General features: G+C 58.9%; 15 protein-coding genes. 4 read left to right on the forward strand and 11 right to left on the reverse strand.

The features are described 5' to 3' along the window. Positions 1–68: 68 nt before the first annotated feature. The 7 genes from GSQ94_RS05640 to GSQ94_RS05670 form a co-directional block, all read right to left on the reverse strand. The gene (locus GSQ94_RS05640) at positions 69–941 is read right to left on the reverse strand and encodes an LpxI family protein (protein ID WP_158942324.1); all 873 of its coding nucleotides are present in this window, start codon (positions 939–941) and stop codon (positions 69–71) included. Between the two features lie 17 nt (positions 942–958). After that, the gene (locus tag GSQ94_RS05645; RefSeq protein WP_158942326.1) at positions 959–2,110 is read right to left on the reverse strand and encodes a Gfo/Idh/MocA family protein; all 1,152 of its coding nucleotides are present in this window, start codon (positions 2,108–2,110) and stop codon (positions 959–961) included. A 47-nt stretch (positions 2,111–2,157) separates the two neighbouring features. After that, the gene (gene lpxA / locus GSQ94_RS05650) at positions 2,158–2,943 is read right to left on the reverse strand and encodes an acyl-ACP--UDP-N-acetylglucosamine O-acyltransferase (protein ID WP_158942327.1); all 786 of its coding nucleotides are present in this window, start codon (positions 2,941–2,943) and stop codon (positions 2,158–2,160) included. Beyond that, on the reverse strand, positions 2,940–3,455 hold the full coding sequence (gene fabZ / locus GSQ94_RS05655; RefSeq protein WP_158942329.1) for a 3-hydroxyacyl-ACP dehydratase FabZ: 516 nt from the start codon (positions 3,453–3,455) through the stop codon (positions 2,940–2,942). The genes lpxA and fabZ overlap by 4 nt, the downstream gene beginning before the upstream one ends. Before the next feature lie 123 nt (positions 3,456–3,578). Further along, positions 3,579–4,634, reverse strand: coding sequence for a cysteine synthase A (gene cysK, locus GSQ94_RS05660; RefSeq protein WP_158942331.1), 1,056 nt, complete (start codon positions 4,632–4,634; stop codon positions 3,579–3,581). A 47-nt stretch (positions 4,635–4,681) separates the two neighbouring features. Continuing rightward, positions 4,682–5,542, reverse strand: coding sequence for a hypothetical protein (locus tag GSQ94_RS05665; protein WP_158942333.1), 861 nt, complete (start codon positions 5,540–5,542; stop codon positions 4,682–4,684). 11 nt (positions 5,543–5,553) lie between these two features. Further along, on the reverse strand, positions 5,554–6,357 hold the full coding sequence (locus GSQ94_RS05670) for an SDR family NAD(P)-dependent oxidoreductase (RefSeq protein ID WP_158942539.1): 804 nt from the start codon (positions 6,355–6,357) through the stop codon (positions 5,554–5,556). A 91-nt stretch (positions 6,358–6,448) separates the two neighbouring features. Here GSQ94_RS05670 and GSQ94_RS05675 point away from each other — a divergent pair, with 91 nt between their 5' ends. Then, on the forward strand, positions 6,449–6,835 hold the full coding sequence (locus GSQ94_RS05675; protein ID WP_158942336.1) for a DoxX family protein: 387 nt from the start codon (positions 6,449–6,451) through the stop codon (positions 6,833–6,835). Positions 6,836–6,929: 94 nt separating this feature from the next. Continuing rightward, the gene (locus GSQ94_RS05680; RefSeq protein ID WP_158942338.1) at positions 6,930–7,460 is read left to right on the forward strand and encodes a GNAT family N-acetyltransferase; all 531 of its coding nucleotides are present in this window, start codon (positions 6,930–6,932) and stop codon (positions 7,458–7,460) included. Between the two features lie 130 nt (positions 7,461–7,590). Here GSQ94_RS05680 and GSQ94_RS05685 read toward each other — a convergent pair whose 3' ends face one another. The 4 genes from GSQ94_RS05685 to GSQ94_RS05700 all read right to left on the reverse strand — a co-directional run bounded on the left by GSQ94_RS05685 (position 7,591) and on the right by GSQ94_RS05700 (position 10,152). Then, positions 7,591–8,739, reverse strand: coding sequence for an acyltransferase (locus GSQ94_RS05685; protein WP_158942340.1), 1,149 nt, complete (start codon positions 8,737–8,739; stop codon positions 7,591–7,593). A gap of 176 nt (positions 8,740–8,915) precedes the next feature. Next, positions 8,916–9,371: an MmcQ/YjbR family DNA-binding protein gene (locus GSQ94_RS05690; protein ID WP_158942342.1), complete on the reverse strand. Its 456-nt coding sequence runs from the start codon at positions 9,369–9,371 to the stop codon at positions 8,916–8,918. Positions 9,372–9,407: 36 nt separating this feature from the next. Then, on the reverse strand, positions 9,408–9,668 hold the full coding sequence (locus tag GSQ94_RS05695; RefSeq protein WP_158942344.1) for a hypothetical protein: 261 nt from the start codon (positions 9,666–9,668) through the stop codon (positions 9,408–9,410). Positions 9,669–9,741: 73 nt separating this feature from the next. Further along, complete coding sequence (locus tag GSQ94_RS05700; protein ID WP_158942346.1) at positions 9,742–10,152, reverse strand: DUF2256 and DUF3253 domain-containing protein; 411 nt, start codon at positions 10,150–10,152, stop codon at positions 9,742–9,744. Positions 10,153–10,551: 399 nt separating this feature from the next. Between GSQ94_RS05700 and GSQ94_RS05705 the strand changes: the two genes are divergently transcribed. Together GSQ94_RS05705 and GSQ94_RS05710 are read left to right on the forward strand one after the other, a co-directional pair. Beyond that, positions 10,552–11,733, forward strand: coding sequence for a D-alanine--D-alanine ligase family protein (locus GSQ94_RS05705; protein ID WP_158942348.1), 1,182 nt, complete (start codon positions 10,552–10,554; stop codon positions 11,731–11,733). Positions 11,734–11,789: 56 nt separating this feature from the next. Further along, a complete protein-coding gene (locus tag GSQ94_RS05710) occupies positions 11,790–12,425 on the forward strand; it encodes an energy transducer TonB (protein WP_158942350.1) in 636 nt (211 codons plus the stop codon). The last annotated feature ends 6 nt before the right edge of the window (positions 12,426–12,431 follow it).

Genomic DNA, 12,431 nt, shown 5'->3' on the forward strand with positions numbered 1-12,431 from the left:
GCGACTGAAGCCCGTGTGAGCAATTTTACGCTTCCGCAGAACGCTCTCTAGCGCCCGTGACAATATCTTTACTTTGCGACGATGGTAATTCCGGCAGCGTCGGCGGCGTTAAGGATCGACGCAGGGTCGAACATCAGCGTTCTCTCTGCCTCAATCGCGAGGCAGGTAGCGCCAGCGGCCTGCATGGTTGCGATGGTCGCAACTCCAATGACGGGCACATCGAAGCGCATGTCCTGGTTGGGTTTGGCCACTTTGACCACGGTAAGAGTCCGGCGCAGCGTCGTCTCTCCCTCGCCGTCGTCATCGAGCGAACGAAAGAGCTCACCAGCGCGCGCGATGGTCGCGTCGGTGCCCTCCATGGCCTCAACAGCGACACAGGCCTGGGCTGCAATCACCACCGTTTGGCCCAGATCGTACGCGGCGATAGCCTGCGCCACGCCGCGGCCATAGGCCACATCCTTCTCCTCTTCCTCGTTAGGAGCGCGTCGCGTCAGCACACCGGCCTTCGCAAGCAGCGGCTCCAGATACTGCGTGGACGAGATCAGTTCAATACCTTCATCGCCGAGCACCTTTGCCACCGCGCCCAACAGCATATCGGTGTTGCGCGTGCGCAGGTTGAGCAGCAGCTTGGCCAGGCGCCAGTCCGGGCGAATGCTCGAAAAGATCTGCTTGTGCTTCACCTGCCCAGCCATCACGGCGCGGGTCACGCCCTCGGCGCGAAAGGTTTCGATCAGTCGCGACAGCTCGCCGAGCGACATCCAGTGAACGTGAATCGCAGAGTCGGCAGCAGCGCGGTCGTTGATCTCGGGGTCGGTCTCCTCCTTGATCGCTGCAACGACCACCTGCAGACCATGAGCGCGTGCGGCGTCCAATAGCAGAAACGGAAAGCGCCCGTTCCCCGCTATCAGCCCGAGCTTGTCGAGATTGCCTGGTTCACTCATGGCCAACGTAAGAAGAACTACTTCGCCGTCGCAACTTCATGCGCGAGATAAATCGTCTTGCCTGTCTTAGCGGAGCGGCGCGCGGCATCCAGGATCCGAACCACGGTAATGTTGGTGTCGAGTGAGTTGAGATCGTGTTGCGGCTTCACTGTCCCGCTCAGCACAGCACCGAGGTAGTTCAGCGAATCATTCTGCGGAGCCTGGAGCGGCGGCGCAGTCTCGACATGTTCGGTCTTCTCCCCGGTCAAACGAGCGCGATACTTCGCGCCAGGTGCTCGGTCTTCATAGAGCGTATCGACGTACCCGGTCGCGCCGTAGATCTCCATATCCTTCCGCGCAAAGGGCCAATTCCACGAGCCCTGGATAATCGCCTGCGAGTGCGGATAGGTCAGAACGACCGTGCTGTCATCGTCGACGTTGGGGTAGATCTGCGGCTTAATCTGAAGCGTGACCGCCGTCACTGATGTGGGAAGCTCTCCATGCTGGATCCAAGTGGCCAGATCAACGCCGTAGCAGCCGAAGTCGAACAGAGCACCCGCGCCGTTCTGCTTCGGGTCGGTAAGCCAGTTCAGGAACTCCGGATCAACCCCAATCTCCTTCGGGCCTTCGTGGCCGTCGTGGACGACCAGCTTCCGCAGATCGCCGATCTTCCCCTCCTGGAGCATCTTCACGGCAGCAGTGTTCGAGTTGTACCAGGTCGTCTCATAGTTCGTAAGGACAGGGACGTTGTACCGCTCCGACAGCGCCTGGATGGCGAGCGCGTCTTCCACCGTAGTCGCCAGAGGCTTCTCCACCATCGCCGCGATATGCAGCGGAGCAGCCTCTTCGATAGCGGCTCGGTGTCCCACGATCGAGGTGTAAACCAGAATCGCCTGCGGCTGCGTACGCTTCAGCATCTCCGCTTCCGTGGCGAAGAACATGCTGCTGGGCAAGTGAGTCTTCGCCATGTATTTCTCGCGCAACGCAGCATCCGGTTCAGAGATGCCCACCAAGTGAACCTCAGGGTGAGAGGTGAGATTGTGCAGAAATCCCTGGACATGGCCATGAACGAGCCCGACAATCGCCACCCGTGTCGGCGTAGCAGACTGAGCCGCAGCATCTGCGGGAGAGCATGTCGCAAAGAGAAGTGAAGCTGCGGCGAGAAGACAAGTCGAAACGGAGCGGATCATAAAAGAGAGACTCCCATCTGTTTGCAAAAGACTCAGGATAAGCGCGCTTACTTGATGATTCCGCGCTCGCTGTTGGCAATAAAGTCGGCGAGATAGACGACATGTTCGCCCGCCTCGCCGGAGGCGATGGTCTCACGAATGGCAGCCAGCGCATCGGTGGTGTTGAGCTTCGAGGCAAGCAGCGTTCGGTACGCCACACGCAGCTCTTTGAGCTGTTGCGGAGTAAAGCCCTTTCGCTCCAGCCCCACTTTGTTCAGTCCGTAGGCGTGGTTGTTGCGTTCGATGGAGGTCAAGGAATAGGGAAGCACGTTCTGCGTGATAGTCGTCCCACCGCCGATATAAGCATATCTGCCGATGCGGCAGAACTGGTGCACCGGGCAGAGCGCGCCGACAACGGCGTAGTCTTCCACCGTCACATGGCCCGCAAGCGTGGCGGAGTTCGCGAGGATGCAGCTGTTGCCAATCTGCGAATCGTGGCCGATGTGGGTATAGGCCATGATCAGGCACTCATCCCCCATCCTCGTCACGCCGCCGCCACCCGCGGTCCCGCGCGAGATGGTCACGTACTCGCGAATGGTGTTGCGATCGCCGATCTCGAGCCGCGTCGGCTCCCCGGCGTACTTTAGATCCTGCGGCGAGATGCCCAGGCACGCAAACGAAAAGACGCGGTTCCCGCGGCCCATCGTCAGGTGGCCGTCGAGCACGACATGCGAGACAAGTTCGCACTCATCACCCAGCACCACATCAGGACCGATCGTGCAGTAGGGCCCCACCTTGCAGCTTGCGGGGATCTGAGCGCCCGCCGCAACGATGGCTGTGGGATGAATGCTCACTCTGCCGGTGCCTCTGCTTTTTTTACGGCACGCGGCACCACCTGGCACATTACCGTGGCGTCGCAGACGAGCTTGCCGTCGACGGTAATGCTGCCGAGCATCTTCACCGCGCGGCTCCTCCACTGCAGAACCGTCACCTCAATGCGCAGCTGGTCTCCCGGCAGCACTGGCCGTCGAAAGCGTGCGTTCTCGATTCCCGTAAACACCATCAGCTTCTGGTCGCGGTCGGGAATCTCTGTAAGCAGCAGCGCCCCGCCTGCTTGCGCAATAGCTTCCACCATCAGCACGCCGGGCATGATCGGGTAGTCCGGAAAGTGTCCCTGAAAGTGAGGCTCGTTGATCGTCACATTCTTAATTGCAACGATGCGCTGCTTGCGCTCCATCTCGACCACGCGGTCGATCAACAGAAAGGGGTAGCGGTGCGGCAGCAGGGACATGATCTCGAGGATGTCCATCGTCGTCTTGGCCGCTGGTTGTTCGTCGGAAGGCTGTTCGGGCGTTGTCTCACTCATGGCAAAGATGAGTATAAACGCCGGACTACGCCCTTGCGCTGGCGGCGGTCACTTCGTGACGTGTACCCCTTCGGTTGGCTGCTTCTGTTGGTCACCGGCCATTGGGCGAAGCCGGTATACATGTCACGAAGTAACCTGAAGCTGCAAACTCGGCGTCGACCGGGCGATCTCCAACTCCTCCGGAGTCATATCCACCGCGATGTCGGCAAAAAGCGGCGTGCTGAGGTAGCGTTCCCCGGTATCCGGCAGCATGCATAGCACCGTCGAACCCTTGGGAGCCTCTGCGCACACACGCAGCGCTCCTGCAAACGTCGCCCCCGACGTGATGCCCACAAAGATCCCCTCCTTCAGCGCCAGTTCGCGGCTGCATCGCATCGCGTCCGCGTTCTCAATCAGTAGCACCTGGTCGATGCGGTGTTTGTCGATAGATTCCTGCGTCAGGGTTGAGATCAAGTCCGGGCTCCACCCCTGCTGCGGATGCGGAGTCCACGCCGGGTGGCTCGCAGACGCTGATCCATCCGGGTTGCGCGGCTGCAGCAACCCACTCGAGATCATCGGCGCCGAAGTCGGCTCGCACACCACAATCTTCGTCTCCGGCCGCTTCTCCTCCAGCACCCGCGACACGCCGGTCAGCGTTCCGCCAGTGCCAAATCCGGTCACCCAGTAGTCCAACCGGTCGCCCTCGAAGTCTCTCAAAATCTCCTGCGCCGTCGTCCGCGAGTGGATCTCCGCGTTTGCCTCGTTGTCGAACTGCTTGGTCTGAAACCACCCATGCTTCTCCGCCAGCTCGTTGGTCTTTTGAATCATGCCGACAGCCCGCCCCGCCGCAGGCGTCAGCACAATCCGCGCCCCCAGAAATCTCATCAGCTTCCGCCGCTCAATGCTGAACGTCTCCGCCATCACAATCACCAGCGGATAGCCCTTCTGCGCGCACACCATCGCCAGCCCAATCCCAGTATTGCCGCTGGTCGCTTCAATCACCGTCTGCCCCGGCTTCAGCGTTCTGCGGCGCTCCGCATCTTCAATCACGCCCAGCGCCAGCCTGTCCTTCACAGAGCCCAGCGGGTTGAACGCCTCCACCTTCACGTAGAGATTCACATCGGCCGGAGCCAGTTTATTGATGCGAACGACAGGCGTGTTTCCTATGGTCTCGAGAATGTTCGCGAACTTCCGTTTCATATCGTGTCACTCCTTCTGTCTACAGAAAGTGTACTCAGGCTCCGCCTCTACTGCTTTTTCTTCAGCAAGACATCGGGGTTAAACATATCCGGGGAAGCCTCCACGTCATACTCCACCTTCAGCAGAAACGTCTGGCTTGCCAGGTCGCCGTTATGATACCGGCTGATCGTCAACGCTGTCGGCAGGCCCTGGAGGGTGTGATAGTCCGCATACTCCTCCGCGTCTTCGTCGAAGTCCTTGAAGGTCTCATTCCTCCACTCGAAGGTGCGCCGCAGGGGCAGGTGAGTCGTCGCGTCCAGGTCCAGCGTCACGGCGTCGTTATTCGCGCTCAAGATCGAAACCTTCTCCGCGAGCCGCCGCTCCACCATGCTCGTCCCCTCGTACACCACCACCACGCCCGGAGCCTTCAGCCACGTATTCACCACCGCCTCCACCGAGTGTTCACTCCGTCGGTAAAAGTCCTCCACCTGATCCTTCGGCAGCTCCACCCGCCCCTTGTACGTAACCTCATACCCCTTGCCAGCCGTCCAGATCTGCACGATATCGATCTTCTTGCCGGGCAGAAGAATGCTCTTGTCCGTAATAAATCCCACCCGCAGCGCCTCAAAACGATCCGTAGTAGGGAACTGGCGCGTCGAGGTGAAGTCGATCACAATACCCGTCGGCGTGCCGCGAAAGAAGCGTCCAATGTGTCCAAGCTGGCGCTCGTTGCGGCGGTGCAGCCATGCGTCGCCGCCCAGCGCCTCGACCATCTCGTCCAGCAACTTCCGCCCGTGCTCCTCCGCGGTCTGCCCAGCCGGCACCACCGGCGCGGCACTGGGAATCTCACTCGCCTGCGACCACACCGTAGGAGCAGACAAAAAACCGAGAGCAACCGCAACGCCGATTCGAAGGACAACCTGCTTCATGAAAGCTCCGCTCATCCGGCCAGCACCGCGCCGCCGTTCACGTTGAAGATCTCGCCGGAGATAAACCCCGCGAAGGGAGTGCACAGAAAAAGTATAGGAGCGGCGATCTCGTCCACATGCGCAGGCCGCCCCAGTGGAATCAGCGAGAGCAGCCGCTTCGAAACCTCAGGATCGCTGAGCACGCCCACCGTAGCATCGGTCGCCACCCAGCCGGGAGCGACGCAGTTGCAGTAGATTCCCTGGCCGATCAGCTCAGTGGAGAGACTCTTGGTCAGGCTGATCAGCGCTCCCTTCGTCGCTGCATAATCTGCATGAAACGCCTCACCCCGCTGGCCGGCGGTAGAGCTCACCAGCACGATATGCCCACGCTCCGCACCGATCTGCACCTGACTCTTCATTCTGCCCACCGCCGCGCGGATCACGCCGAACACGCTGTCGAGATTCGTCCCCATCGTCGTGCGCCACTGTTCGCTCGTCATCTCGGCGATCGGCGCGTCATGTGCCGGCCAGATGCCATGGTTCAAAATCGCGCAGTCGATCCGCCCAAACGCAGCAACAGCAGCGGCAACCAGCGCTTCACCGTCTTCAGGGGTAGAAAGTGGCTGCTGAACTGCCAGACAGAGATCCCCACCGCCGCACTCTGCAACGATCGCATCCGCCTGCTCTGAGGCCGACCGGTAGTTGAAGACCACCTTCGCCCCCGCCTGGCGAAACATCCGAACCGTCGCCGCGCCGATCCCACGCGAACCGCCCGTAATCAACGCTACTTTCCCAGCCAGCGACAACGTAACACCAGAGCTACCGATATTCAGCATAGATTTCGACTTATCCAATCAATCTTCTTGACGCAATTGAAGCACACACAGAGAATTCTCTACCAGATCCCCTCGAAGGAGTTCGCCACCCATGAAAATCGCTGTCCTCATCGCCCGCATTCTGCTTGGACTCGTCTTCCTCATCTTTGGGCTCAACGACTTCTTCCACTTCTTCCCCATGCATCCATTGCCCGGAGACGCCGGCGTCTTCGCCACCATCATGTACACGCACGGCTGGCTCACCTTTCATGGCATCCTCTACACCCTCGCCGGAATCCTTCTGCTCATCGGCCGATACGTCCCCGTCGCCCTGGTAATCCTCGGCCCCATCCTCGTCAACATCCTGCTCTTCCACCTCACCCTGATGCCTGCTGGCGTAGGCCCCGGCGTCGTCTGCGCTCTCCTCGAGATCTTCCTGATCTGGGCTTACTGGCCCGCCTTCGAAGGAATCTTCACCCCAGACGGCCGCCGAGTCTAAACAGCCGCCGCAGCCGCAGTTGCTTTCGCAGCCCTCAAAAACCGTCAAACAATCGCGTCATGAGACGCGCCGATCGCCTTATCCTGTGGGAAAGATGACAATCCCTCTTCAACCAGCAAAGGAAACCGACTTCCCGGCAATTATCGCCATCATGAACGCTGCTTTTCGGGGTGCAGAGGGCGAACAGGGTTGGAGTGTTGAACTCGGCTTTATAACGGGTGAGCGCATCAACGAATCCCTGCTCCGTGAAGAGATTTCCAAAGGCGCTCTCTACCTGCTTGCGAAAGACGAAGTGACCTCGGACCTTCAGGGATGCGTAAGTTTGCAGGCAATATCGCCTGAGAAGTGGTATTTGGGTTCACTCACCGTTGGACCTGCTTTGCAGAACACGGGGTTCGGCCGTGCGCTTCTCAGCGCAGCGGAGGAGTACACCGTGAAGCACGGAGCTCGAACCATTGAAATGACTGTAGTCAATGTTCGCGATACGCTCATCTCCTGGTATGAGCGGAGAGGCTATCGGCAAACAGGCGAGACTCGTCCATTCCCGTACGGAGACCATCGCTATGGAACCCCGACACGGAGCGATCTGGAGTTTGTCGTCCTTGAAAGGCATCTGCGCGAGTAGGAACCCATCAGAACATCAACCTCGCGTTCACCTCTGCCACTCCCACGAAATGCAATCGAAAGAACGAGGGCGGTTGAAATTCCTTGTTCTAGGGTTACCAGTGCGAGTCTTCGGCGGTTGTGTTTAGGACTCAGCCCTGCTTTACGAGGAATCTCCTGCTCAACCATCGCCGCATCGGCTCGTCGTAGAGTTTCAGGGCGGTATAAGCGATCGTCAAGGCCGCGACTGCGACAAGAACCGCCGGGAGAATGCCCTGAGCCGCTGTCGGTTTAGCCCTTACGACCCAGGCCGTATAGATGTAAATCAACGGGTAGTGCGTGATGTAAAGCGGATAGGACAAGTCTCCGAAAAATCGCGCCACCCGGATCGATCCACCGGCAACACGTTTTTCCCCAGCACCAATCGCCACAATAAGCGGGAACAGAAGGATGACGCAGAGCGCTTCGTAGAGACCGTTCATCCAGTGATGCTGTGTGCCGCCAAATCGCGGAAGCGACAGCGCAATAACCAGCAGCAGACTGGCGATGCCGAACGCATTCTTCAACTGGATACGCGCTCCAATCCGACTAAGCAGGATCCCCGCGAAAAAAGGAAACAGCAGCCGTGCGAACCCGACATGGAGTTCCTTTGCGTTAAGAGCCCAGCCGCCAATCAGGTCTCCACCCTCACCAAAGACCGCCAGGTGAAGGAGAAAAATTGCCATAAGGAAAACGAGGACACTCAACAGAGTCTTGGAAAGTTTACGCAGGCCCACTGCATAAAGAATATTGGCGATGTACTCAAAAAAGAGCGACCAGGCCGGTCCGTCGAGCGGATGCATCTCCTGCCAGCCCCGGATGTCCATCGATATCGGGAGAGGAAGCAGGGTGCAGCCCACCAACATGACAAGCAGCATCTTCCATACGGGGGTGGCGGCGATCAGGGGAAAGGCTGATCCCTTCTGGAAATAAAAGAGTGCTGCGCCAATAAGACTTCCCATGATGACCATGGGTTGCAGGCGAATAAGTCGTCGTTTATAAAAGTCCCACTGCGTCATGCGCGTCCAACGGTCGTCGTACGCATAAGCGATCACGAACCCGGAGAGCATGAAGAAAAAATCGACCGCCAAATAGCCATGATTGATGATCTGCTTAACCGGATTCTCACCAGAAAACGGCTCGCAGAGGTGAAACGCCAGGACCATCAACGAAGCGACGCCACGGAGCCCATCAAGGATGACATAGTGATTCTTTGCGGGCGAGATTGCGGTGGTAGAGGTTGCAGCGGAAGCAGTATCCATAGAGCAGGTCGCGGTTCCTTTTAGTACTTCACGGTTCGTGCGTTCCAGTAGAACATGCTATCTCGTTGGAGTCTGCGGTATTGTTGCATTCTTCCTTCAAGCGTCTTCATCAGACGACAGTCAGCTCGTCAATACAGCCTCACACCCGTCCGCCGTAGAAGTGGGAATCGAACCATTCATCCCTCTTTCGCAGTCTTCGCAGCCAGCAACTTCCGCCGCTCCACAATCATCTTCTTCTGCTGCGCCGCAGGCATATCGAGCACCGCCCGAACCTTCGGCGGCAGCTTCGCCAGCGTAAGCGCATGCGCCCCACTCAACTCCCGCTCCCACTCCGCCTTGCGAAAGACATCCCACCCAGCCACCGCGACCCAGAAGATACGAGCCACATACGGCGCAGGAAAGATCCCTTCGGCCTCAAGCAGCTCCGAGTAGCGCTCCGCCCCAACAAGGTACGAGATCACACGAGCCTTCTCACTCCGCTCCAAGCTCTCGTTCTCATCCAGCGGCAGCATCACGAACATCTTGCCGCCAATCGCCTTATCGCCCACCCAGAAGACGAGCCCACCCCACTGCGCCGTCTCAACGACATGCGGCAACGTCAGCAGGTACGCGCGAATGCGTTCGATATCCATGCCGGAAGTATAGCGGCAACTAAGGCCACGAAGCCCTTACTTACTGGCCTTGGGATTAGGCCTCCCCATCTTCTCCAGCTTCGACGCGGCAGCAGCCTTTTGCGTAGCCTTCTTGGTCGCTTTGCTATGTCTCCCAGGCTCGGGCTTGCAGCTTCCCTTCGTTCGAGGCGTCTTGCCGGGAACCGGCTCAAAGCCCGGCCAGCACGGATTTCCCTTCTTCGATGCGGAGGATTTGCTGGCCTTGGGGGTAGCCTTTTTTGCGGTTGATCTCTTAGAGGTTGTTTTAGCAGTGGTCATCCCGGTTTAGAAGCAGATCCCTTGCAGCACGCCGGATGCAACGACCGGCTTCTTTCTCGGCAAAGCCCGAATTTCAACGCAATCGCAAACGGATGGCACCCTTTGCAGTGGAGGCATCAACCACGTGTCCATGCTGCGTGATAACGATCTTTCCCGCGGCCACCAGGCGCCGGGCGGCCGCACGTGCAGGCTCCATCAGCCCCTCCCAGTCGCGCCGAGTTTCATCTCCTCCCACTGCCTTCGCCGCCTCGGACGGACATATCGTCTTGTCGCGGCCTCGTTCAGCAAGAAGCTCAAGGATCGCAGCCTCGAGCGCCGCATCAGAGGCTCCGGGCTTGTGGCCACGGCACGCATCGCTGCAATACTTGATCACATCCCAGTCCTGCTCCCACTTCTTGCGCCACTCAAACGTCCGCCCACAGGTCTTGCAGATCTTGTCCCTGTGCGGAGTCGTTCGTTCCGGTTTGCGCTTACGGTCAGGCATAAGAGAGAAAGATGCAGAAATCCCGAAGGCGATCTTCGGTTGCCGTTGCTTTTCTTGTTGTCATCCCGCAGGGATCTGCTGTTGTCGTGGCAGTGGCACTAGCACTTGTTGTTGCCGTTGCCGGTCTTTTTGTTGTCATCCCGTAGGGATCTGCGGTTGCCGCTTGCACAGCCCCGGCAATCTCATGAAAATTTTACAAAAAAGATGGCGCATTTCTTGGGTGCCTAAAAATGACGGCTCCAGCTCCACCTCAGCCACGCAAACCACCGCGTCGCCACCACAAACTACCACCACAAAACACACGCAAATCTGCAAAACCCCCTGTAAAAGACCACATAGGTACCCGCCAATTTTTTTCACGGAGAACCCCGCGAATTTAGGAGAGACTGATAGCAACCCATGACGAAACAGAAGAAGCAAACCAACAAGCCCACCCCCAAAAAGCTCCGCGTCGGCATTCTCTTCGGCGGCCGCTCCGGAGAGCACGAGGTCTCCCTTCTCTCCGCCGCCTCCATCCTCAAATCCATCGACCAGACCAGGTACGACGTCATCCCCATCGGCATCACCAAGCAGGGCCAGTGGCTCACCTCGGGCGATGCCCAAAGCCTGCTCGCAGACGATACAAAACCCGCTCCAGCCGCGAAGAAACGCGCCGCCATCAAATCTATCGAACTCCGAGCCGGCGCCGATCTCGCGCAGCAAAACGGCTCTCTCGCCCAGTCACTGGACGTCATCTTCCCCGTCCTCCACGGCACCTTCGGCGAAGACGGCACCATCCAGGGCCTCTTCGAACTCGCCGACATCGCCTACGTCGGCTCCGGCGTCCTCGGCTCTGCCACCGGCATGGATAAGTCCGCGATGAAGCAGCTCTTCGCCGCTGCCGGCCTGCCTCAAACGCCGCATGTCAACCTGCTGCGTAGCGAATGGAAGGCCGACGCCAAACGCTGCATCAAGCGCATCGAGAAGAAGCTCGCCTATCCCGTCTTCGTAAAACCCGCGAATCTAGGCTCTTCCGTTGGCATCAGCAAGGTGCACGACCGCGACGAGCTTGCCCCTGCGATGGACCTCGCCGCCAGCTTCGACCGCAAGCTCATCATCGAACAGGGAGTAGGCGGCCCCGGCGCGAAGCCCCGTGAGCTCGAAGTCGCCGTTCTCGGCAACGACTCTCCCGAAGCCTCTGTCGTCGGCGAGATCGTCCCCGGTGCCGAGTTCTACGACTACAACGCCAAGTACCACTCCGACGCATCCATCCCCATCATTCCTGCCAAGCTTTCGAAGTCCGAAGCCAAACAGATTCGCGAGATGGCCATCGCAGCCTTCCGCGCCTGCGACTGCGCCGGTCTCGCCCGCGTCGACTTCCTCATGGAGCCCGCCGTCAAAAACAAGAAGGGGAAGGAAGGAAAGCCGGCTCGCATCTACCTCAACGAAATCAATACGATGCCCGGCTTCACCAGCATCAGCATGTACCCCAAGCTCTGGGAGGCAACCGGCTTGCCCTACAAACAACTGATCGACCGCCTCATCGCCCTGGCCACGGAACGTCATCAGGAAAAACAACAGACGACCTTCAGCCGCGTCTAACCAGGATCAACGAAGCGCGTAAGGTCGCGTCTCAATGAGAGATAGGAGGGAGAAACATGGAGACCATCGGTAAACCTATAGCCCCGCAGCGCAGCACACCGCGCTACGCGATAGCCTCCGTCTCTTTGCATCTCCTTGTGATCGCTCTTCTCGTCCATCAACCCGCTAGTTGGATTGCATCCATTCGTCTCCCCGGGAGTCCGCATGGGACGAACCTTCTGCTGACATATTCACCAGGCAAGGCGCCGCTCCAGACCTCTGCTCCAAACCCCAAAACTCAGCCACAGAAGGCGAACTCCGCTACCCCTCTGCCGACTCCCCCTACGCAGAAGCTAAAAGAGACTACGACTTCACCCAATACCAACTCTCCCGCTTCCGCAACGCCAGACTCTTCCGCAGGCGCGGACTCCCTCGGCTCCGGCAATATCAACATCGCTCTGGTCAGCTATTTTCCGACGCCGAAGCCCGATCTTTCCACGCTTCCGCGCGGCACGAAAGGCGATGTGATCTTGGACATCGTCATCGATACTTCAGGAAAGATCTCCGACATCAAAATGGCGAGCGGCCTTGGCCATGGCGTGGACGAAGACGTAATCGCAACAGTCCAGCAGTGGACCTTTCATCCCGCAACGAAAGACGGCCAGCCCGTAGCCAGTGAGCAGGAGCTGCACTTCCACTACGAGAAAGGCTGATTCAAA

This window comes from Granulicella sp. S190 (assembly GCF_009766095.1).
Taxonomy (GTDB): Bacteria; Acidobacteriota; Terriglobia; order Terriglobales; family Acidobacteriaceae; genus Edaphobacter.

What these genes read in the sequence shown, in the direction of transcription:
- GSQ94_RS05670 (WP_158942539.1), bottom strand. Translation starts at nt 6,357, where the DNA reads ATGCTGAATATCGGTAGCTCTGGTGTTACGTTGTCGCTGGCTGGGAAA.
- GSQ94_RS05695 (WP_158942344.1), bottom strand. Translation starts at nt 9,668, where the DNA reads ATGACCACTGCTAAAACAACCTCTAAGAGATCAACCGCAAAAAAGGCT.
- GSQ94_RS05685 (WP_158942340.1), bottom strand. Translation starts at nt 8,739, where the DNA reads ATGGATACTGCTTCCGCTGCAACCTCTACCACCGCAATCTCGCCCGCA.
- cysK (WP_158942331.1), bottom strand. Translation starts at nt 4,634, where the DNA reads ATGAAACGGAAGTTCGCGAACATTCTCGAGACCATAGGAAACACGCCT.
- GSQ94_RS05675 (WP_158942336.1), top strand. Translation starts at nt 6,449, where the DNA reads ATGAAAATCGCTGTCCTCATCGCCCGCATTCTGCTTGGACTCGTCTTC.
- GSQ94_RS05680 (WP_158942338.1), top strand. Translation starts at nt 6,930, where the DNA reads ATGACAATCCCTCTTCAACCAGCAAAGGAAACCGACTTCCCGGCAATT.
- GSQ94_RS05690 (WP_158942342.1), bottom strand. Translation starts at nt 9,371, where the DNA reads ATGGATATCGAACGCATTCGCGCGTACCTGCTGACGTTGCCGCATGTC.
- fabZ (WP_158942329.1), bottom strand. Translation starts at nt 3,455, where the DNA reads ATGAGTGAGACAACGCCCGAACAGCCTTCCGACGAACAACCAGCGGCC.
- GSQ94_RS05710 (WP_158942350.1), top strand. Translation starts at nt 11,790, where the DNA reads ATGGAGACCATCGGTAAACCTATAGCCCCGCAGCGCAGCACACCGCGC.
- GSQ94_RS05665 (WP_158942333.1), bottom strand. Translation starts at nt 5,542, where the DNA reads ATGAAGCAGGTTGTCCTTCGAATCGGCGTTGCGGTTGCTCTCGGTTTT.
- GSQ94_RS05640 (WP_158942324.1), bottom strand. Translation starts at nt 941, where the DNA reads ATGAGTGAACCAGGCAATCTCGACAAGCTCGGGCTGATAGCGGGGAAC.
- GSQ94_RS05645 (WP_158942326.1), bottom strand. Translation starts at nt 2,110, where the DNA reads ATGATCCGCTCCGTTTCGACTTGTCTTCTCGCCGCAGCTTCACTTCTC.
- GSQ94_RS05700 (WP_158942346.1), bottom strand. Translation starts at nt 10,152, where the DNA reads ATGCCTGACCGTAAGCGCAAACCGGAACGAACGACTCCGCACAGGGAC.
- GSQ94_RS05705 (WP_158942348.1), top strand. Translation starts at nt 10,552, where the DNA reads ATGACGAAACAGAAGAAGCAAACCAACAAGCCCACCCCCAAAAAGCTC.